The organism is Microseira wollei NIES-4236 (assembly GCF_020521235.1).
In the GTDB taxonomy this organism is placed as follows: Bacteria; Cyanobacteriota; Cyanobacteriia; order Cyanobacteriales; family Aerosakkonemataceae; genus Microseira; species Microseira wollei.
In genome coordinates, this window is record NZ_BLAY01000128.1 from 1 (window position 1) to 21,684 (window position 21,684).

Sequence of the window (21,684 nt, forward strand, 5' to 3'; positions counted from 1 at the left end):
AACTCTTTGACAGGCGAGACGCCTATCCCACAAGAGTTGTTGGAGAATTCTATTAGACCTCTGCAAAAAACAAACTCTTTGACAGGCGAGACGCCTATCCCACAAGAGTTGTTGGAGAATTCTATTAGACCTCTGCAAAAAACAAACTCTTTGACAGGCGAGACGCCTATCCCACAAGAGTTGTTGGAGAATTCTATTAGTAAAAGCGATTCTCTTATGGGGAGGCTGCGCGAGCGCATTTTACTAGATGTCCGCACGCCTCAAGAATACAACGGTGAATGGTTTTTCAATCAGCCGCCGCAAGGAACAGAACGCGCTGGACACATACCCGGTGCAGTGCATATCGACCACACTCTCACCCTCAATGAAGATGGAACTTTTAAGTCTAGGGATGAATTGCAGACACTTTTTAGCAGTAAAGGTATTACAGCAGATAAAGAAGTGTTTCCCTACTGTGCCATTGGTGGGCGATCTGGATATACCTGGTTTGTCTTAAAGTATTTATTGGGTTATCCAAATGTGAGAAATTATGATGGATCGTGGAATGAGTGGAGCCGTCTTAGCGATGTTGCGTTCGCGTCTGAAAATTTGGCTGGATAATTATAGGAGTTTCGCCCCAGCAGCAATTAAAAAACGCTGCTTCAGGACTTACGCAAAGAAACCGGGTTTCTCTCAAAAATCCTTGGTTTGGAAACCAGAGATGTAGGTCGAAACAAAGGTGATGACCTCAGCCTTTTTTGATCGATCTTTACCCAGGGAAGCAACAAGTATTTTTAATGGGTAGTAAACCGAACTTGATATTACGCGATCGCATCCCAAATAATCATAATTAGATCGCTGTATCCAAACTGACTAAAAATCAGCCCTATGCCCAAAAAACTTCCTCCTTTTCTCCACAAAATCCTCACTTACGGGTTAGCCATCCTCCTGGGATCTTTTCTCACCGTAGGCATCCTACAGGTATCCCCATCTCAAGCTGCTCCCAGCACACCGCCTCCTCCACCTACCAGAGAAAGCGTGAATAACTTTGTCACCGCCGCCGTCAACCGCGTCGGGGCATCTGTTGTCAGAATTGATACCGAACGCACGGTGACAACCCGCCAGATCGATCCGTTCTTTGATGACCCCTTTTTCCGCCGCTTTTTTGGCGATGAATTCCCCCAACGCAGTCCGATGCAACAACGCCTGCGCGGCGAAGGATCGGGCTTTATTATCGATAAAAGCGGCATTATCCTGACCAACGCCCACGTCGTCGATAACGCCGATAAGGTAACCGTAACCTTAAAAGACGGACGCCAATTTGAAGGGCAAGTACGCGGCGCCGATGAAGTAACCGATTTAGCGGTGGTAAAAATTAATACTGGTGGTAAAGATTTACCCGTAGCACCACTGGGAGATTCCAGCGCGGTGCAAGTGGGAGATTGGGCGATCGCAGTCGGCAATCCCTTGGGACTTGACAATACCGTCACCCTGGGTATAATCAGCACCCTCCGCCGTTCCAGCACCGAAGTCGGCGTTCCGAACAAGCGGCTCGACTTTATTCAAACCGACGCGGCGATTAACCCCGGTAACTCGGGTGGACCTTTGTTAAACGCTGCCGGGGAAGTGATTGGCATCAACACCGCGATTCGCGCCGACGCGATGGGAATTGGCTTTGCCATCCCGATCAACAAAGCCAAAGAAATCAGCGGTAAACTCGTGCGCGGGGAAAGCGTGGCGCATCCCTACCTGGGGATTCAAATGACCACCCTCACCCCGCAACAAGCCAAAGAAAACAACGACGACCCCAATTCCGCCTTCACCATACCCGAAGTACAAGGGGTATTAGTTGTCAGGGTGTTACCCAATACCCCGGCAGCGTCGGCAGGTTTGCGACGGGGAGACGTAATCCTTCAAATCGACGGACAACCCGTTACCAGCGCCGACCAGTTGCAGAACATGGTCGAACGTAGCCGCGTTGGTCAAGAACTACAGCTGACGGTACAGCGCGGCAATCAAACCAGTCAAATAGCAGTGAGGACAGCGCAACTGGAAAACGTCAATTAGAGAATGGGTAATGGCTAATTGCTAATGGCTAATTGCTAATTGTTTTTACCATTAGCGATTAGCCATTAGCCATTACCTAATCTTCGTCATCCTCATCGTCATCCTCGTCATCATCGATCAGATCCTCATCATCCAGAAGCGAGTCATCGCCGCCAAAACCGAAACGGTCATCGTAGGAATTGCCATCTAACCCACCCCGTCGCGACGAATTGAAACCGCCATCCATGCCAAAACGACGCGCCGTCCGGTCATCCAGCACCACATCCTGAATCGCCTTACCGTGCAGCGATTCTAAGTCTTCTGCATCTTCTTCCAACAGGGCGCTGCTTTCGTAGGACAAATCGACATCGGTACTGGCTGCACCGTCCTCATAAGCATTGAACCCAGTGCCTGCCGGAATCAATCGCCCGATGATCACGTTTTCTTTCAGTCCGCGCAACCAATCGGATTTACCTTCAATCGCCGCTTCCGTGAGAACCCGCGTCGTTTCTTGGAAACTCGCCGCCGAGATAAAGCTATCCGTATTCAAACTAGCCTTAGTAATCCCCAACAGCATCGGCGTATACTGAGCCGGAGCGCCCCCAGTAATCGACATCGCATCATTCACCTGTTCGATTTGGCGCAATTCGACTAACTCACCGGGAAGCATCGTCGTGTCGCCGCCATCATCCACCCGCACTTTAGAAGTCATCTGCCGCACGATCACCTCGATGTGCTTGTCAGCAATATCAATCCCTTGGGATTGATACACCGACTGCACCTCGTTCACCAAGAACGTTTGAGTCGCCCTCAGCGCGCTCAGCGCCGCTTCATAAACTCCCAATTGTTCTCGGTTGAACTCGAAGAAAGTCTCCAAGATCTCGTGAGGATTAGCAGGACCATCCGTCAGCGGTTCCCCAGCCTTGACGTGTTGCCCGTCAGATACCAGCGGGTTTTGACCAGGACCGATGGGGTACTCTGCTATGCGTCCATCATCTTCGATCACCTTGATTTCATCCGGTTCGTCTTGCCGCCACGTCAGCTGCACCGTACCGGGACGCCGCGCCAAAATGCAAGCCTCTTTCGGTTTGCGAGCTTCCAGCAGTTCTTCAATCCTCGGCAGACCTTGAATAATATCCCCGGTTTTAGTCCGCTCGAACACCAACAGCACCAGGTTATCCCCCCGCTGTACCAAGTCACCATCTTCGATGTGCAGCACCGCTCCTGGGGATACCCGGTAAGGACGAGCTAGCCGCATCACCACTTGGTAATTGTCAGTTGTCAGTTGTCCGCCGTCAGTCGTTAGTTCATTACCACTAACCCCCGACGACTGACGGTTGAGAACCCTCACTACCTGACCGGATTCTGGTATCTCAACTCCAGGCGCAATAGTAGACCCAGCCACCAGCAAATCCCCTGGCTTAACGGTTGGCTTGGCAGTTCCCGTGTTAATCGCTAGCTTGTCCGCTTCCCGCACTACCAAAACCCGGCGAATTGCTTCGCCTTCGTCGCGAATGCCGCGGATTTCCCCCGCATCTTTACATTGAATCTCCGTCCTCGCGACGACGGCACCGGGGGCAATCCGATCGCCATCCTGCACCAACAGCCGCGTATGGGTGCTGCCGCTGGTTGCATCCGCTGCCACATCCCGGCGAATCACCAGCGACTCCAGAATCACCAACTGTAGGCGCATCACATCAGGATCTTCCTCATCCGGCACCAGTTCGATATCTGCTGCCAACCCAGCCGCATCCTTGCCGATTTCCAGCACCAGTTGAGTCCGCAGCAACTCCAACCCTTCAACCGACTTCACCCGCTCCCCATCTTTATAAGGCAGACGCTGCACCGCCCGCAACATCAGGGATTGCTCTTGCAGCGGCGAACCATTCCCCAGGTCAGCACCCTCAATATCCGCCCGTACAACCTCCCCAGTCCCCGTTTGCGAAGGCACTGAAGGGATAGACGGAATCGCATACTCAGTCACCGGACGCAGCAACAGCGCAGGACCCTCCGGCGTTTCCACGTACTCCACATAGCGCAACTCCGACGCCACCAAACCCGGTACGATCTCTTGTCCCGGCGCCGCGATCGTCCCATCCAACGCCATCACCGCCTCCGGGTCATCCACCAAATGCAGTTCACCCGGCTTAACTGCAATTTCCCGCAGAATGTCATTTTTCTGCACCACTTCCACTACGCCGCTGCTAGCACAGAAGATGTCTTTCACCACCTCGTGCCCCGCCTCGACGTATTGACCGTCCTCAACCAACAACAAAGAAATGTCTTTATTCACCTCATGGGATTCTTCTGGAATCCACAGCAGGGTTCCCCCCTGAATCACCTCATAACCCAACTTAGCCTTGCCCCGCTTAGCCACCTCCACACCGGCGTACTTCACAATACCTCCCGTCGCAGTGCGGTAGCGGTCGTCAATCAACTCAGCCACCACCTGGTTATTCGCCACCTTCGTGCCCGGGGTTGCCTTGAGCGAGAACAGCTGACCCTCCGTAGTTTCTATTAAATAGTGGTCGCGTCCTTGGTAGCTTTCGACACGCACAATTGCCGAATCCAACAGCACGCTAGCAGTGATAATTTCAATTTCTCGTCCCCCCTTGGCGGTGCTTTCCGCTGGCAGTCGCACCACGCCGCCGTGTTCCGTCACCAGTTTAGTTTCGGCTAAAACTGAACCGGGTTCCACGCGATCGCCATTCCTCACCACCGGCTCCGCACCCGGTGGCAAATTATACACTTCCCCCGACAAAATCCAAATCAAACCGCCCCGCGCCGCGTTGCGAGTGACATTGCCCTGACGGTCGGTTTTTTCTTCCACCACCAAGTCAGTGAACTTCACCTCTCCCGCCTTATCGCTGGCTACATCCTTCGTCACCTTTTCCGTCGTGCGGCGCACGTTGCGACCCGTAATCGGCACCTCAGCCAGAACTTGATTCGCTTTTACCGCTTGCCCATCCCGCACCAGCAGAGTAGAACCTTGGGGTACAGCATAAGTTTGGGTAGTTGCTTCGCCCTCTCCACGCCCTACTAAAGTAATTTCTGCATTATTTTCCATCACCGCCGCATCTTCCCCGTGACGGGTACGGAACGGCCTTGCTCTCAGGGACTTACCGATGTGAATCGTCCCCTCAAACGCCGCCCGCAACTGACGGGCAACTTCCCCGGTAAACACGCCTCCCGTGTGGAAAGTCCGCATCGTCAGCTGAGTACCCGGTTCCCCAATCGACTGGGCGGCGATAATTCCCACCGCTTCGCCCAAATCTACCACCGAAGCATGGGCGAGACTCCAACCGTAGCAAGCTTGACACACCGAGCGAGCAGCTTCGCAGGTGAGGGGACTTCGCACCACGACTTCTTCTACCCCCGCCTTCTCAATTGCGACTGCCAACTCTTCCGAAATCGCCTGATTGCGAGTTGCCATCACCACCCCCGTCACCGGATGAACCACATCCGCCGCCAGCGCCCGCCCCAGCAAGCGATCCGACAGCTTAATCAGCGTTTTCGACTCATCCCTCATCGCTGTCAAAGCAATGCCCCGCGTGCTAGAGCAGTCAGCTTCCCGGATAATCACATCCTGAGACACATCCACCAAACGGCGAGTCAGATACCCAGAGTCAGCCGTTCGCAGCGCCGTATCCACCAAGCCCTTTCTGGCCCCGTAAGAAGAAATAATGTATTCTGTAACCGTCAAACCTTCCCGGAAATTGGTTTTAATCGGCAAATCGATAATTTCCCCCTGGGGATTAGCCATCAACCCCCGCATTCCCACCAGCTGGCGCACCTGAGAAATATTCCCCCGCGCACCGGAGAATGCCATCATGTAAACCGAATTCAGCGGATCGGTTTCCCTAAAATTCCGCACCACCTCATCTTTTAGCGCTTCAGAAGTGCTATTCCAGGTATCGATCACCTTTTGAAACCGCTCAACCTCAGTAATTTCTCCCCTTGTATAACGAGTTTCAGTCGAGCGAATTTCTTCTTCAGCAGCTTCCAGGAGACTTCGCTTGCTCTCAGGCACTTGTAAGTCATCTACGCTAATCGAAACCCCAGCCTTGGTCGCATAGCGGAATCCCAAGTCTTTTAACTTGTCTGCCACTTGAGCCGTCCGCGCCGTCCCATAGTTGGTAAAAGCCCAGGCAATCAGTTTTTTCAGCTGACCCTTGTCAATTACCCGATTGCGAAAAACTAAATTGTCTGCCATTGTTCCTCTAATTCCTAAGTAATTGGTAATTGGTAATTGGTAATTGCTAATTGCTAATGGCTAATTGCTAATAGTTCGCTCCTCATAGATCTGATTTTTGCAACCATTAGCCATTAGCCATTAGCCATTAGCCTCGTTCCCACAGCTCCTGCCTGGGAACGCCATTAGCCAGCCAAAGCTTCTTGAATTGTCTTGTTGTAGATAATCCGACCAGGCGTAGTCTTGATATATTGAGAAATCAGCTTGCCTTCTGCCGTTTCGCGCGTGCGGCGGAACTTATAAATACAAGTGCGCGTACCGTCTTCCAGGCGCTTAACCTCCAACGGTTCGTTATCCGGTTCCGGCGTTTCCACCGACCCGTCAAATCGCAACCAAATGTAGGCGTGTAAGTCTACTTGTAGTTGCTCGTAGGCCACAATCACATCGTTCATATTCGAGAAAAAGCGCCCAGACCCCTTTTGCTGCGCCGGATTTTCCGCCGTCAAGTAATAGCAGCCCAACACCATATCTTGGCTAGGCGTAATAATCGGACGCCCCGTCGCTGGCGACAGAATATTATTACAAGCGAGCATCAACAACCGCGTTTCTGCCTGCGCTTCCAAAGACAAGGGTACGTGAACCGCCATTTGGTCGCCGTCAAAGTCTGCGTTGAACGCCGGACACACCAAAGGATGCAATTGAATCGCCCGACCTTCCACCAAAATCGGTTCAAACGCTTGAATCCCCAAACGGTGCAGCGTCGGCGCCCGGTTCAGCATCACCGGATGCCCCTCAATCACCTCTTCCAGCACATCCCAAACGCTCTCATCGTTGCGCTGAATTAACTTCTTCGCCGCCTTGATATTGTTCACCAATCCCTGACGAATCAGGCGGTGAATCACAAACGGCTGAAATAGCTCAATCGCCATTTCCCGCGGCAAACCGCACTGGTGAATTTTCAGCTTCGGCCCGACTACAATTACCGAACGTCCGGAATAATCTACCCGCTTTCCGAGCAAGTTCTGACGGAAGCGACCCTGCTTCCCTTCAATAATGTCAGACAAAGACTTCAAAGGCCGGTTATTTGCCCCAACTACCGTGCGCCCCCGACGCCCGTTATCAATCAAAGCATCAACCGCCTCTTGCAGCATCCGCTTTTCATTGCGGACAATAATTTCCGGCGCCAAAATTTCTTGCAACCTCGCCAAGCGGTTATTCCGGTTAATCACCCGACGGTACAAATCGTTTAGATCGGAAGTCGCAAACCGACCCCCATCCAGCTGCACCATCGGGCGCAAATCCGGCGGAATCACCGGAATCACCGTCAGCACCATCCACTCGGCTTTCGCTCCCGTGGCGATAAAATTATCGATCACCCGCAGTCGCTTAATCAGCTTCGCTCGCTTTTGACCCTTTGCAGCAGCAATTTCTTCCCGCAGTTGCTCCGCTTCAGCATCTAAATTAATATCTTGCAGCAAGCGTTGCAGCGCCTCCGCCCCAATACCTACCTCAATTCCCGTCAATTGGGAATCTTCGCTGTAAAGCTGATCCTCAATTTCCATCCACTGATCTTCCGACAGCAGTTGCTTATAACTGAGATTGTCAGCATTACCCGGATTGAGAACAACGTAAGCATTAAAATAGACAATCTGCTCCACATCCCGCAGGGGCATATCCAGCAGGATCGAAATGTAGCTAGGAATGCCCTTTAAATACCAAACATGCGCGACTGGTGCGGCTAATTTAATGTAGCCCATGCGATGTCTGCGGACTCTTGATTCGGTTACTTCTACACCGCAGCGCTCGCAAACAATCCCTCTGTGGCGGACTCTTTTATACTTACCGCAATGACACTCCCAATCTTTAGCTGGCCCGAAAATCCGCTCGCAAAACAAGCCATCCATTTCCGGTTTTAGGGTGCGGTAATTAATCGTTTCTGGCTTCGTTACTTCCCCAACCACTTGACCGTTTGGTAGCGTTCTTTCGCCCCACTGGCGAATCCGATCCGGAGAAGCAATGCCAATTTTAACGTAGTCAAATCTTTGTTCTAGCTTTGCCATTGCGATATTGGTAATTGGTAATTGCTAATTGCTAATTGCTAATTGCTAATTGCCAATCGCTAATTGCTAATTGTTTTTACCATTAGCCATTAGCGATTAGCTATTAGCCAATTAGATTTCTTCTTCTTCCAAATCCTCTCTTGTGAGGGATTCATAGGTGGGTTTGCTCGGAGTGCGGCGGTTGGACAGATCTGCCATTAGATCCACCTCCACATCGCGGCTGCTACCATCTTCTAAGGTTTCCACTTTGTGAACGGCAATATCTAATCCCAAAGATTGCAACTCCCGCATCAGCACCTTGAACGACTCAGGCGTTCCAGGACGGGGAATCGCCTTACCTTTGACAATCGCATTCAGCGCCTCGTTACGCCCCTGCATATCGTCCGACTTCACCGTCAGCAACTCCTGCAAGGTATAAGCCGCCCCAAATGCTTCCAGCGCCCACACTTCCATTTCTCCGAACCGCTGACCGCCTTGTTGCGCTTTACCGCCCAAAGGCTGCTGGGTAACCAGAGAATACGGACCCGTAGACCGGGCATGGATCTTGTCATCCACCAAGTGAACCAGCTTCAGCATGTAAGCCACACCCACCGTCACGGCTCGGTCAAACGGTTCCCCAGTCCGCCCATCAAACACTTGAATTTTCCCCGCATTATCCGGGTTAAACAACCAAGGTTGGTTGGTTTGCTCCCGCGCTTGCATCAGCTTGCCGTGAACCGTCATCCGCGACGCTTCTGCCCCGTACCGTTCGTCAAAAGGTACGATTTTATACCGCACTCCCAAAGACCTGCCAGCCCAACCGAGCAAGCACTCAAACACTTGACCCACGTTCATCCGCGACGGCACCCCCAACGGGTTCAGCACGATATCCACCGCAGTGCCATCGGGCAAATAGGGCATATCTTCAATCGGCAGAATCCGGGAAATAATCCCTTTATTCCCGTGCCGTCCCGCCATCTTGTCCCCGACTTGGATTTTGCGCTTCTGGGCGACATACACCCGCACGACCATATTGGCGCCGGGGGGCAGTTCGTCGCCTTGTTCCCGGGTAAACACCCGCACGTCTACCACGCGCCCTTTTTCCCCGTTGGGTACGCGCAGGGAGTTATCCCGCACGTCCCGCGCTTTTTCACCGAAAATCGCCCGCAGGAGTTTTTCTTCTGGCGGCTGATCTGATTCGCCCTTGGGCGTCACCTTGCCCACCAGAATATCTCCAGATTCCACCCAAGCACCCTTGCGGATAATCCCGGTTTCATCGAGTTGTCTGAGGGCATCTTCCCCGACGTTGGGAATTTCCCGCGTAATTTCTTCCGGTCCTAACTTAGTTTGCCGCGCTTCGATTTCATACTTCTCGATGTGGATGCTGGTGTACACATCGTTGTAAACCAAGCGCTCGCCAATCAGGATGGCGTCCTCGTAGTTGTAGCCTTCCCAGGGCATGTAGGCGACTATGATATTGTTCCCCAACGCGATTTCGCCGCCTTCCGTTGCCGAACCATCCGCTAAAACTTGTCCCGCGACTACGCGATCGCCTATCTTGACCAAAGGCCGCTGATTCAGACAAGTATCTTGGTTGGAGCGCTGGTACTTCTGCAACTGGTATTCAATTTCGTCAGCCGTAGGCGCAACACCAGTAGAAGAGACAAAAGCTTCTTCATCGACTTCCGCTTCTACCTCATCCCCTTTGAGAGTCCTGACGCGAATCCGTTCCGCATCCACATAGCTAACAATCCCGTTCTGCTTGGATACGATCACCATCCCCGAATCCCGCGCTGCCTGGGCTTCCAAACCCGTCCCCACCAGGGGTCGCGTCGGCTTCAGCAACGGCACAGCTTGCCGCTGCATGTTCGACCCCATCAGCGCCCGGTTAGCATCATCGTGTTCCAAAAATGGAATCAGCGAAGTCGCCACCGAAATAATTTGCACCGGCGACACCGCCACAAAATCCACCTGGTCTTTTGTCGTGGTGGTGAAGTCTTGCCGATAGCGCACCGGGACGGTTTCTTCCATAATCATCGCGTTTTCGTCGATGGCAATATCCCCCGGCGCCACCCGCTTATCGTCCTCCTCATCTGCCGTCATATATAACGGCGGCAAGTCCCGCCGCACGCGGGCATTTTCCACCCGCCAGAACGGCGTTTCCAAAAATCCATACATATTCACCCGCGCGTGGGTTGCCAACGAACTAATCAACCCCGCATTCGGCCCTTCCGGCGTCTCAATCGGACAAATCCGCCCATAGTGGGAAGGGTGAATATCCCGCACCGCAAACCCCGCCCGTTCCCGCGTCAAACCTCCAGGACCAAGGGCAGACAACCGGCGCTTGTGAGTCAACTCTGCCAGCGGGTTTGTCTGATCCATAAATTGGGACAACTGGGACGAGCCAAAAAATTCCTTAATCGCCGCCACCAAAGGTTTCGGGTTCACCAAACTCGCCGGGGTCAAAGATTCAGCATCGGAAACCGTCATCCGTTCCCGAATAATCCGCTCCAAGCGGTTTAAGCCCACCCGCACCTGGTTTTGCAGCAACTCGCCCACGCTGCGTACCCGCCGGTTACCCAAGTGGTCGATATCGTCCGTATTGCCGATATCAAACTCGAGATTAATCAAATAATCAATCGCCGCCAGAATATCTTGAGCCGTCAGCACCCGCGTCGTATCTTGAATCGTCAGGCGCAGCTTCCGATTCAGCTTATAGCGACCCACCCGACCCAAGTCATAACGTTTCGCGTCAAAAAAGCGCGACTCCAGCAACTGTTGCCCGCCAGACACCGTCGGCGGTTCCCCTGGGCGCAGCTTGCGGTACAGTTCCATCAGCGCTTCTTCTTCGCTGGGATTGCCTTCTTTTTCCAGGGTTTTTTGGAAATATTCTGGATGTCTGAGGGCGTCAAAAATTTCATTATCACTCAGCCCCAGCGCCTTCAGCAGCACCTGCGCCGACAGCTTGCGCGTTTTGTCGATTCGCACCCACACCAAGTCGTTTTTATCGGTTTCAAACTTCAGCCACGCCCCCCGATTGGGAATCAGCGATGCGCTGTAGGTACGGCGTCCGTTCTTATCAACTTCGGATTTATAGTAAACCCCCGGACTGCGGACGATTTGGTTGACGATTACCCGCTCGGCGCCGTTGATAATAAACGTACCCCGATCGGTCATTAACGGTAGGTCGCCGATAAAGACTTCTTGTTCTTTAATTTCCCCGGTTTCTTTGTTAATCAACCGGGTGGGAACGTACATCTGTACCGCATAGGTGCTGTCGCGGCGCTTGGCTTCATCCACATCGTACTTGGGGCGCTTGAGTTTGTAGTCTTTGCCCATGAAGTGCAACTCTAGCTTGCCCGTGTAGTCGGTAATCGGCGAAAAGCTGTTGAGTTCTTCTATCAGTCCCTCTTCCAGGAACCAGCGAAAGCTTGCCCGCTGAATCTCTACGAGGTCTGGTAGCGTCACAGCTAGTTCGGTTACAGTCAGATTGGTCATGGGTCTCCTGTTGCTTTTATAGATTGCGGGTAGCTTCTTTGGGATGCTATGTTCTAAACAATCGAGCAATTTTAACCGTAGTGGCTGCGCTTGTGTAGGCTAGGGTGAGTCATCTTACCTACGCTTTTGTTTGTCGTCCCTCCCAGGGGCGTGACGCTTTAGCACCTTGCCCTAGAGGGGATAATTTTCCCCTTATCGGTTGTTAGCAATGGAATTTATGGGGAAACTCTGGTTTTTAACGTTTCCTTTCGGCTGTATCTGTATTTGAATAAGTTAAACGAACCGGGCGTACAAGCATACGCCCCTTTTTCCAAATTCCAGAGCCAGTTGGCGTGCATGTTGAGTTCCACAAGTTGTGGTGCAGTGGCGGTAAATTGTGGCGTTTTGGTGGTCGTCCCAATCGAGCGAACTCTTGTATTGATAGCAGTTTCACCTTTAAACATTATGGCGCAAGCTGTCAATCGTTGACTCACTCGTGGGGCTTTATTGCCAAAGTTTTTAGTTCCGAGTCTGAAATTGGTAATTTCTTCCCGGAACTGGAGCTATTTTCCTCTGTATTACTGTACCACTCAGCACTCCAATGGTACTGAAAGGGCAAAAAGTTTACTAGCATTCTCAGTAGTTTGGCGGGCCAATTCTGGGAGGGAAACACCCCGCAGGCGTGCTACTGCTTCGGCTACGTAGCGCACGTAAGCGGGTTCGTTGCGCTTGCCGCGTTTGGGAACGGGGGCTAAAAACGGACAGTCCGTCTCGACTAACAAACGCTCTAAAGGAACCATGCGAGCTGATTCCTGTATCTGGGTGGCGTTTTTGAAGGTGACGATGCCGCTAAAGCTGATATAAAAACCCAAGTCGAGGAACCATTGCGTTTCCTGGGGGTTGCCTCCCCAGCAGTGCATGACTCCCCGCACGGCTCCCTTTTGCTGCCATTGTTGGCGCAAGATCTCCCGCATCCGCACTGCTGCGTCGCGGCAGTGGATTATTACTGGCAAATCCAGTTTTCGGGCTATATCCAGCTGGGCGATAAATGCCGTTTCTTGGATTGTTTGGTTGTTGGCTTTGTAAAAGTCCAGTCCTGTTTCGCCGATAGCTACGACTTTGGGGTCGCATTCGGCTAAAGATAAAATTTCCTCAACCGCAGCTTCACTCCACTTGTCGGCATCTAAAGGATGCAAGCCAACCGCAAAAAACACTTCCGGAAACTGCTTGGCGATCGCAGCGATGCTGCCAAATTCCGCAGGTTCGACGCAGGAATGGACTAAATAAGTCACACCCGCCTCGCGCCACCGCTGCCTTACTTCATCCAAATCGGACTGAAACACATCAAAATTGATGTGTACGTGGCTGTCGATCAACTGCATAGCGGGTTATGAGTTACAGGTTTTGGCTGGGGTTAGATTGCCCCTACCCATCATCCAAGGGCTAACGACGAACAAACATGGTGCGTTACGCTATCGCTAACACACCCTACGCAGCATCAGCTGGGGCTGATTTTTCTTTTTGGCGTTTGAGTGCCGCCGCCAAGCGAGATTTTTTCCGCGCCCCATTATTGGGATGGAGGACTCCTCGCTTGACTGCCCGATCGATTTTGCTGTAAGCAGCAGCCATGTGCTGCTGCACTTCTTGTAGCAATTCTGGGGTTGGACTTGCCCCGTATGATTCTACTGCCACAAAGTATTTCTTCATCAGCGTTTTGACCGCTGACTTGTAGGCTTTGTTACGCAACCGATTGCGTTCGGCAATTTTTACGCGCTTGATTGCAGACTTAGTATTTGCCACTGCTTAAACCCGAAGCAACTCTATCTACTTGAACTAACCTTCAAAATCCTGGAAAAACTAATATAGCATCTATGTCACCAGTATAGCGATCCCGACAGAAATCCAGGTTAAGCTATAGAAACGAGTAGGGGTTAGGTAGTGGGCAAGCGGTAGTAGGTGGTAGACATATAAACCCACTACCCTCAACCCCCCGCCCTGACTCACTACCTACTACCCAATACCCCGCTATTGGCATTGCTAACTCCATGCTGCGAATTATCACTCAGCGAACTGAGGCAGAGGCGGAATTGCGTCGAATCCGCGATCGCACTCACGACGAACTGATCGTTCACAAAGAAGCAACGGTTCGGGAAGTGTTACAGGCGGTTAAGCGCCAAGGTGACCGAGCCGTGTTGCATTATACAGCAGAATTTGACCAACAAACGCTGGCTCCCGAACAACTGCGGGTAAGCGGCTCGGAATTGGATGCCGCATATCAACAGGTATCTTCGGATTTACTGGCTGCAATTCGGTTAGCGCGATCGCAGATAGAAGCGTTTCACCGCCAGCGCTTGCCCAAATCCTGGGTTCAGTTTCAGGAGGACGAGGTAGTGTTGGGGAAACGCTACACGCCGGTAGACCGAGCCGGATTATACATCCCCGGCGGTCGCGCCGCCTACCCCAGCACGGTATTGATGAACGCGGTTCCAGCCCAAGTGGCAGGTGTACCCCGCATCGTCATGGTCACCCCACCGGCGCCCGCAGGCGTGTCCGGCGATGCTCTCAAGCACGCCGTACCCGCGATTAACCCAGCCGTGCTAGTGGCGGCGCAGGAATGCGGCATTGCTGAAATTTACCGCGTGGGAGGGGCGCAAGCGATCGCGGCGTTGGCCTACGGCACGGAAACCATCCCTAAGGTAGATGTCATCACCGGGCCTGGAAATATCTACGTCACCCTCGCCAAAAAACTGGTTTACGGGACAGTCGGGATTGACTCGTTGGCAGGTCCATCCGAGGTGCTGGTAATTGCCGATGCAACAGCTAACCCCGTATACGTGGCGACAGATTTGCTGGCGCAAGCGGAACACGACCCGATGGCGGCGGCGATTTTGGTAACCACCGATGGGGTGTTAGCCAAGAAAGTCCATGCTGAAGTGGAACTACAGCTAGCAAATCATCCGCGCCGTACCTTGACCGAGAAAGCGATCGCGAACTACGGTCTGATTGTAGTCGTTGAATCCCTCCAGGCGGCAGCCGAACTCTCGAACGAATTTGCCCCCGAACACCTAGAACTGGAAGTTGCCGACCCCTGGGCAATGCTTGACCAAATTCGCCATGCCGGAGCCATTTTCTTGGGTTACTCGACCCCCGAAGCCGTAGGCGATTATCTAGCCGGTCCTAACCACACTCTACCCACCTCTGGCGCTGCCCGCTACGCCTCTGCCCTGGGCGTAGAAACCTTTATGAAACACTCCAGTTTGATCCAATACTCGCCGACCGCACTGGGAAAAGTTGCCAGCGCCATCGACGTGCTAGCCCGTGCTGAAGGACTGCCCTCCCACGCCGACTCGGTACGACTGCGGACTAAAGGTAATCCGAACCCAGAACCTTAACTAAAAACAAGATGACGCAGATTAGGTAATAGATAGTAAGTGTTAGGAAAAGCAGCGGAGCTTGGACTAGGATCTGGGGTTTAGTGTATGTTCTTCCCTGGTGCCTAGTCCCTTATTCCCCTCACGGTCAAAACTCAGGAGACCTTATCTGTGTTCAAGACAATACTGGTGGCTCTAGATGCTTCGGAGCAAGCAGACATAGTGGTTCAAACCCTCGACGCAATCCAATTGCCAGCGGCGACGAAAGTTATCCTCGCTCATGTCATTCCCCCGTCAGAGGTGGGCGGAGAATGGGCGGCTGACCGACCCCACAACCGTTCTGAAGAAATTCCCTACTTTCATTTAGAAAAGCAGTTGCAAGCTTACCAAGCCAACTTACCTTGTGCCAGTCAGATAGAGATTGTCAGCGGCGACGTGGCGGCAGAAATTGTTCGACTGGCTAATATTCACGCTGCCGACCTCATCCTCATCGGCAGTCGCGGTTTAACTGGTCTAAATCGGATTTTACAGGGGTCTGTTAGCGGTCAAGTCGTGGAAGAAGCCCCCTGTTCCGTCTTGGTCGTCAAGCAGAAATAAATGCTTGTGAAGTACCCCAACCTGCTGCGCTCTTGTTGGGGCTTCCAACATCAACTCAATCCAGGGACCGTCTTATTCGTCACAGGAGTTTCCCGCTTCATCCGCCGTTGCCACGTTAGGCACTCCTATCTCTTTGACAGGACTTACGCAAAAAAACAAAGGGCGATCCGAAAAATCGTGGGTTTGGAGCAGCGAGATTGACGCATCACCTTTGTTTTTGGCTCCGCCTGCGTCAGTCCTGTTTGAGTTCGAGACAAGCAGTAGATGATGGTCTTACACAGCGTCCACAGGCAGCCGCCGAGGTTCCCAAGGCAGTTATCCCTCTTCTGTCACTTTCCGAATTAAGCAAGTAGTAAATTAACTAAATTATCCATAATAATAAAAAGGTTTAAATCCATTCATTGCACTAATGAGGTGATTGAATCCAAGTAATAAATCGGAATTGGGACAAATATATATCCAGGGATAAATCGACCAAAATAGTAAGAGCGGTTGGACAATTAAGCGAAGATTATTTAGAGCATTCTTCCAGCCGATTTCATGATTCCATTGTTTATGATTAACGCTTGTTGCTAGTTATCTTTTTAGGGCTGAAGACAGGCTGGCTAATAGCTAATGGCTGGTAGAACGAAAAATATTCCCATAAGCAATTAGCAAGCTGGCGATTAGCTTCTGCTGTGCAACCCACGATAGTTATAACTAGCAACTTGGGTTATTAGAAAAATCAAACGAATTACTTCCTGGGACATCAGGTTCAGTTTGACGAGATTGATTTAAGGATAAAAAAGCTTGAGAATTTAAACTAATCATTGTGTAAACACATAAAATTATTGACCACCATCTCTCAATATGCTTGAAATTAGTAACCCGATAATCTGTCCAACCTAATTCCTGTTTACACTGGCGAAAACCATATTCTACCCATGTTCTTAATCGATAGATATCGCCTAAAGTATTCTTCAGCTTACCTTTGATATTTGTCATGAAAAATGTTGTATAATTCTCAGGCATTGTTTCTGTATCGGTAGTTATTTCCCAGTAAGTTATGGCTTTTACCATAAATTACTTCCCGAATCTATCTGTTTTCTGATTTTTGATTACTAAATGTTCTTTCCAATTTACACCACTTATTCGCCCTAACCCTCTGATTAGATGGCAACCAGACTGCATGATTACTTCTAATTGCTACAACATCAGGTAAATTATCTTCAGCTAATTTGCCAATAAATTGGCTATTTTCACCAGATAAACTCTCAGCCAGTCAAAGTTCAATATTGCAGCCTTCATCAATTATTTGTGTAATAATTTATGACGCTAAATCTATTTTATTTTTAGATTTTTATTCTGATTTTAGCGTCCCTTTAGGTTGGAATACTTTTACAATTAGTGGAAACGTTATATTAGAATAAACTCCATAAGCATTGACTGACACTATGCCATTATCTACTTTTACCACACTTTCTAGATATTGTCTGGCTACATAATCAGTCTTTTTACCTTTTTTCCTGTCTCCTGTTTCATCTATTACTACGGTAATTGCATTTCCATCTAATACTCTCTTGATTTTATTTAATCTTCGGCTTCTTACTTGCTCTACTGACCAATCTGAATTTGCTAAAAAATGATGTAATGACTCGGCAGAGTTTATACTTACTACTTTCGCAATTTCTGGCAATGATTTTCTTTTTATTCCGTCAAATTTTCCCAGTAAATATTTGAAGCCATCAGAATTTATGAATTATTTAAATAAGTTTTTATACTCAGCATAATATTCATCTATGATTCCAACTGTTGGTTGAGCATCTCTTGCCAAATGCTTCAGGATTTGTAATTCTACATCCATTGATCTACCTAACTTGTAGAGTTTTATCTTTTGATTCTTTTATTCATAATACTCGGAAAGTGACAGAAGAGGGATAATATCAGGTATGTAGATATTGTGTAGATGGCTATGACTAAAAAAGGATTGAATTTACGTATATCCGATCGAAGACTGAATAAACTAAGGCTATATGCAGCCAGCCAAGAAAAGACTATGACTCAATCGGTTGAAGACTGGATTGACAGATTACCAAACCCAGAGATGGACAACTAGGAGGTACACCCACAAGGGGTGTACCTCCTAGTTGTCCGGCAATAATCCCCACCCTATAAGAGGGATGGGGAATTGGGCCGAATTGGTTAACGGGTGCTATTCGCTTTCGCTGCTAAAAATTCCTTCAGGCGCAACAAACTGAGGGTTTGACCCAAGGAAAGCGGCAGCAGCGACACGCCCTCTAGGCGAGACTGCACCCAACCTTTTCCCCAGTACCATTCGTGAAAACCGTCGATGCCGCCGCTCAATAACAGGCGCAAGCAGTTGGACTGGGCTACCTCTACTTGGTGTTGAATCGCCACAGGACCAACCCAGGTGGTGAATGTTAGACCTGGGTGGATTTCTTGGGGTAACTCGGTGTCAAAGCGTCCCAATAACAGCCACTCTTGCAGTTGAGCAGGACGGCTCAGACTATCCGCGATCGCTGCTTCCCCTGCTTCTACTTCAATTCGCAGTTTGCTTTGTTGAAAAATACCTAGCATGTTTCAAATTATAGGCCATAGGGCAGGTGTGCAGGGGGGCAGGTGTGCAGAGGGGCAGAGGGGCAGAGGGGCAGAGGGGCAGAGGGGCAGAGGGGCAGAGGGGCAGAGGGGCAGAGGGGAATTTGAATCTATATTCTCCCCATCTCCCCATCTCCCCTGCTCCCCTGCTCACCCGCCGGGGCGGGTCGGTTGCTCCCACTCCCCGATTAATCCTTCAGAATGTCACAATAAGTTAAGGCGAATTTTAAGAAATGTAAGGATTTGCATGGCGGATCAGTTAATTCGCGCCACAGCGGCTGATGGTGGAATTCGTGCGGTTGGTGCGATCGCAACGCGCCTCACCGACGAAGCTAGACGGCGTCACGAACTTTCCTACGTGGCAACGGCGGCGTTGGGTCGTACCATGACATCTGGGCTGTTGCTGGCTTCGAGTATGAAGCGAACCGAAGCGCGAGTGAATATTCGCGTTAAAGGAAACGGCCCGATGGGCGGGATTTTAGTCGATGCTGGATATGACGGTACGGTACGAGGATATGTAGATAACCCCAAGGTCGAACTGCCACCCAATCGTAAAGGCAAATTAGATGTGGGTGGCGCAGTGGGTGCGGATGGCTACCTCTACGTAGTGCGGGATGTGGGATATGGCTACCCCTACTCGAGTACCGTAGAACTGGTTTCGGGTGAAATTGGGGATGATGTCGCCCATTATCTGGCAACGTCAGAGCAAACCCCTTCGGCGTTAGTCGTGGGCGTATTCGTAGACGCGAGCGGAGTTTCTGCGGCAGGAGGCATTCTCATACAAGTTTTGCCCAAGGCGGCACGAGACGAAGCGCTGGTGGAAAAATTGGAATCGCGGGTGGCGGCTTTGAGGGGATTTACGCCTTTGTTGCATGCAGGCAAAACATTGCCAGAGATGTTTGAGCTGTTGCTGGGGGACATGGGTTTAGCTATACTGCCAGAAACACAGATGCTACGCTTTCACTGCGGCTGTTCGATGGATCGGGTTCTGGGCGCGCTGACAATGTTAGGGGAAGCCGAACTCGAAGACATGATCGCCAAAGATAATGGGGCTGAGGCAACTTGCCACTTTTGCGGGGAAGTTTATCGAGCTAGCAGCGACCAACTGCGAGATCTAATTTTAGATTTGCGCGCCGAATCTTGAAATCCCCAGGTATAATCAACAGGATCTAGATTTTTCCGACTTGGAGGGGTAGGATCGCTCTTGACTGCTTGTTCGAGCCAACCAGATCCAAGGCACGATTATTTTGGTGTGAGCTATGAGAGAACGGGGAACTCCAGACCAATGGTCTGCTGCTAAAGCTTCGCAACTGGGACAGCCAAGCCGCTTTAAGAGTCCGCCACTGAGTCCAGGAACCCCTGCGGTTGAGCGTTCCGGCGCTTCAGGGGTAAGCGAGTCGGAAGCGCCAGCAGCAGAACTGGCCAGTGAGACACCGCCAGCAAAGGAAGAGTCGCAACGCTCTAAGGTATCTCGGATGTTATTGGCTTGGATACTCAATCCGCCGCCAAGGCTGAAAGGGCTGTACACCAGCTGGCAATTTTGGGCGTTGGTGGCAACGGTAACCACGGGGGGAATGGGTTTCATCGCTGTGGGGCTGCTGCTGAAGCTGCCAGCAATGCCGAATTGTCCTTCTATGTTTTGGCCTACGGCTAGTGCGTCGGTGCGTCTGTACTGCGCTGAGCTGGCAGCTAATAAGCAGACGGTGAAGGATTTGCTCGAAGCGATCGCTCTGGTGCGAAGTCTACCCGATGACCACCCCCTGCGGGAGGAAATTAACCGCCAAACCGAAGAGTGGTCGGAAGATATTCTCAAGTTAGCTGATAGATCGTTCCACGCTGGCAAGATGGACGAGGCAATGGCTACGGCTAAAAAAATTCCCAGCGATGTTCCGGCTTACACCATAGTGAAACAGCGAATGGAACGCTGGCAATCTGTTTGGTCGAAGGCAGAAAAGATTTATCGCGCTTCTGAAGAGCAACTGCGTAATTCTAATTGGGTGCAAGCGTTTCAGGTAGCTGCACGCTTGCAAACTGTCGGCAATGCCTACTGGCAAAGTACTAAGTTTGATGAACTTTCCCAGATTATTCAAGCCTCGCGGGAAGATACCGAGAAATTAGCCCAAGCCAGAAGTCTGACGCGCCGTGGCGGGGAATCGAATCTAGAGCAAGCTCACAAAATCCTACAGTCCATCGATTCCAAGAGCTACATTTACCAAGCGGGACAAAAATTTATCCCCGAAATCGGGCGGAAAATGCTCGAACTGGCTGAAGCGAGGGTAGAACAGCAGCAACTGGAAAAAGCGATCGAGCTAGCCCGCAAAATCCCTGCTGAAGCTAAGATGCATGCTGAAGTAGAAGATTTTGTTAACTTGACTCAAGCCAGGTCGATCGCTAAAGAAGGCAATTCCGCCAGTGTGGAAGCAGCGATCGCTCAAGCTCAAAAAATTAGCTCGGATAGACCACTATACCAGAAAGCCCAGGACTTAGTCAAGTTTTGGCAGCGAGAACTTGAAGACATCGCGCGGTTAGAGAAAGCTCGCCAACTGGCTGGATTGGGAACGGTGAACGATTTAACGGCGGCGATCGCGCAAGCGCAACTCGTCCCGGCGAACAATCCTCGCGCTGTTGAAGCCAAAACAGAAATTGGTCGCTGGCAAAATCAAATCCAGACGATGGAAGATCGTCCTTTCTTGGAGCGAGCCGAACAATTAGCGGCGATCGGGGATGAAACTTCCCTGCAAGCGGCGGTGTACGAAGTCAGTAAGATTGCTAAAGGGCGATCGCTCTATCAAGAAGCTCAGAACAAGATGGGGCAGTGGATCGGTCAGATACAGCGCCTTCAAGACCAACCCTATCTCGATCAAGCGCGGGAACTGGCGCGGGCGGGCAATCTTTCCGAAGCAATTGCCATGGCTCAACAAATTCAACCCGGAAGGGCGCTTTCTATCGACGCCCAAGCTTCTATTTCTGAGTGGACTGGACAAATTCGCGCCCAACAAAGTTGGCAGGAGGCGAATCGATTAGCGACTCAGTCAACGCCAGAATCTTTATTAGCAGCAATTCGACAGGCACAACAAGTCCCCAGATCTAGCGCTTTACGAGCCGAAGTGCGCGAAGCGATCAATCAATGGAGCTATCAATTGCTGAGCATGGCTCAAGACCGAGCGGCTTACGATTTACAGGGTGCGATGAATATTGCGGCACAAATCCCCTCTGGTACGAGTGCTTATTCTGACGCCAGAGCGCAACTGCAAAACTGGCAAAATACGCTAAATTCCTCCCAGACTAGCTCTGAGTCCCAATCTGTTGCACCGTCTCAAGAACAGGTTTCTGGATCGGGTGAGGTAAATGCTCAATAGGGGTAATCGGTAATGGGTAGTGGGTTTGT

The 21,684-nt window shown here is 51.0% G+C and carries 13 protein-coding genes and 2 pseudogenes; 6 read left to right on the forward strand and 9 right to left on the reverse strand.

Annotated elements, in window-relative coordinates; genetic code table 11:
- Together MiSe_RS32870 and MiSe_RS32875 are read left to right on the forward strand one after the other, a co-directional pair.
- Window positions 1–600 (forward strand): sulfurtransferase (locus MiSe_RS32870; RefSeq protein ID WP_264196749.1); only part of this gene is annotated, 600 nt, incomplete at its 5' end.
- 267 nt (window positions 601–867) lie between these two features.
- On the forward strand, window positions 868–2,046 hold the full coding sequence (locus tag MiSe_RS32875; protein ID WP_226588045.1) for an HhoA/HhoB/HtrA family serine endopeptidase: 1,179 nt from the start codon (window positions 868–870) through the stop codon (window positions 2,044–2,046).
- Between the two features lie 76 nt (window positions 2,047–2,122).
- Here the strand turns inward: MiSe_RS32875 and MiSe_RS32880 are convergent, their stop codons facing one another.
- The 6 genes from MiSe_RS32880 to rpsT form a co-directional block, all read right to left on the reverse strand.
- Window positions 2,123–6,238 carry a DNA-directed RNA polymerase subunit beta' gene (locus MiSe_RS32880; RefSeq protein WP_226588047.1) on the reverse strand — a complete coding sequence of 1,372 codons (4,116 nt, stop codon included), beginning with the start codon at window positions 6,236–6,238 and terminating at the stop codon, window positions 2,123–2,125.
- A gap of 164 nt (window positions 6,239–6,402) precedes the next feature.
- Window positions 6,403–8,277, reverse strand: coding sequence for a DNA-directed RNA polymerase subunit gamma (locus tag MiSe_RS32885; protein ID WP_226588049.1), 1,875 nt, complete (start codon window positions 8,275–8,277; stop codon window positions 6,403–6,405).
- A 111-nt stretch (window positions 8,278–8,388) separates the two neighbouring features.
- Window positions 8,389–11,754: a DNA-directed RNA polymerase subunit beta gene (rpoB, locus tag MiSe_RS32890; protein WP_226588051.1), complete on the reverse strand. Its 3,366-nt coding sequence runs from the start codon at window positions 11,752–11,754 to the stop codon at window positions 8,389–8,391.
- Window positions 11,755–11,969: 215 nt separating this feature from the next.
- Window positions 11,970–12,197, reverse strand: coding sequence for a hypothetical protein (locus MiSe_RS32895; protein WP_226588053.1), 228 nt, complete (start codon window positions 12,195–12,197; stop codon window positions 11,970–11,972).
- Window positions 12,198–12,323: 126 nt separating this feature from the next.
- On the reverse strand, window positions 12,324–13,115 hold the full coding sequence (locus MiSe_RS32900; RefSeq protein WP_226588055.1) for a TatD family hydrolase: 792 nt from the start codon (window positions 13,113–13,115) through the stop codon (window positions 12,324–12,326).
- A gap of 106 nt (window positions 13,116–13,221) precedes the next feature.
- On the reverse strand, window positions 13,222–13,533 hold the full coding sequence (rpsT, locus tag MiSe_RS32905; RefSeq protein ID WP_226588057.1) for a 30S ribosomal protein S20: 312 nt from the start codon (window positions 13,531–13,533) through the stop codon (window positions 13,222–13,224).
- A gap of 245 nt (window positions 13,534–13,778) precedes the next feature.
- On the opposite strand from rpsT, the gene hisD reads away from it, so the two are divergent.
- Both hisD and MiSe_RS32915 read left to right on the forward strand, forming a co-directional pair.
- Window positions 13,779–15,125 (forward strand): histidinol dehydrogenase, encoded by a 1,347-nt coding sequence (hisD, locus tag MiSe_RS32910; protein ID WP_226588059.1) that lies wholly within the window; start codon window positions 13,779–13,781, stop codon window positions 15,123–15,125.
- Between the two features lie 150 nt (window positions 15,126–15,275).
- Window positions 15,276–15,701 (forward strand): universal stress protein, encoded by a 426-nt coding sequence (locus MiSe_RS32915; protein WP_226588061.1) that lies wholly within the window; start codon window positions 15,276–15,278, stop codon window positions 15,699–15,701.
- A 366-nt stretch (window positions 15,702–16,067) separates the two neighbouring features.
- On the opposite strand, the pseudogene MiSe_RS32920 reads toward MiSe_RS32915, so the two are convergent.
- From MiSe_RS32920 to MiSe_RS32930, 3 genes and pseudogenes are all read right to left on the reverse strand, one after another.
- Window positions 16,068–16,262, reverse strand: a pseudogene (locus tag MiSe_RS32920) (IS701 family transposase); the annotation flags it as partial.
- 156 nt (window positions 16,263–16,418) lie between these two features.
- Window positions 16,419–17,544: pseudogene (locus tag MiSe_RS32925) on the reverse strand (IS701 family transposase); the annotation flags it as partial.
- Window positions 17,545–17,882: 338 nt separating this feature from the next.
- Window positions 17,883–18,278: a hypothetical protein gene (locus MiSe_RS32930; RefSeq protein ID WP_226588063.1), complete on the reverse strand. Its 396-nt coding sequence runs from the start codon at window positions 18,276–18,278 to the stop codon at window positions 17,883–17,885.
- A gap of 265 nt (window positions 18,279–18,543) precedes the next feature.
- Here MiSe_RS32930 and hslO point away from each other — a divergent pair, with 265 nt between their 5' ends.
- Window positions 18,544–19,440, forward strand: coding sequence for an Hsp33 family molecular chaperone HslO (gene hslO, locus MiSe_RS32935; RefSeq protein ID WP_226588065.1), 897 nt, complete (start codon window positions 18,544–18,546; stop codon window positions 19,438–19,440).
- Between the two features lie 115 nt (window positions 19,441–19,555).
- A complete protein-coding gene (locus MiSe_RS32940) occupies window positions 19,556–21,655 on the forward strand; it encodes a chromosome segregation ATPase (RefSeq protein ID WP_226588067.1) in 2,100 nt (699 codons plus the stop codon).
- Window positions 21,656–21,684 lie beyond the last annotated feature (29 nt).

Excerpts from the sequence above, each read along its gene's own strand:
- MiSe_RS32875 (WP_226588045.1), top strand. The coding sequence starts at position 868 with ATGCCCAAAAAACTTCCTCCTTTTCTCCACAAAATCCTCACTTACGGG.
- MiSe_RS32880 (WP_226588047.1), bottom strand. The coding sequence starts at position 6,238 with ATGGCAGACAATTTAGTTTTTCGCAATCGGGTAATTGACAAGGGTCAG.
- MiSe_RS32885 (WP_226588049.1), bottom strand. The coding sequence starts at position 8,277 with ATGGCAAAGCTAGAACAAAGATTTGACTACGTTAAAATTGGCATTGCT.
- rpoB (WP_226588051.1), bottom strand. The coding sequence starts at position 11,754 with ATGACCAATCTGACTGTAACCGAACTAGCTGTGACGCTACCAGACCTC.
- MiSe_RS32895 (WP_226588053.1), bottom strand. The coding sequence starts at position 12,197 with ATGTTTAAAGGTGAAACTGCTATCAATACAAGAGTTCGCTCGATTGGG.
- MiSe_RS32900 (WP_226588055.1), bottom strand. The coding sequence starts at position 13,115 with ATGCAGTTGATCGACAGCCACGTACACATCAATTTTGATGTGTTTCAG.
- hisD (WP_226588059.1), top strand. The coding sequence starts at position 13,779 with ATGCTGCGAATTATCACTCAGCGAACTGAGGCAGAGGCGGAATTGCGT.
- MiSe_RS32930 (WP_226588063.1), bottom strand. The coding sequence starts at position 18,278 with ATGCTAGGTATTTTTCAACAAAGCAAACTGCGAATTGAAGTAGAAGCA.
- hslO (WP_226588065.1), top strand. The coding sequence starts at position 18,544 with ATGGCGGATCAGTTAATTCGCGCCACAGCGGCTGATGGTGGAATTCGT.
- MiSe_RS32940 (WP_226588067.1), top strand. The coding sequence starts at position 19,556 with ATGAGAGAACGGGGAACTCCAGACCAATGGTCTGCTGCTAAAGCTTCG.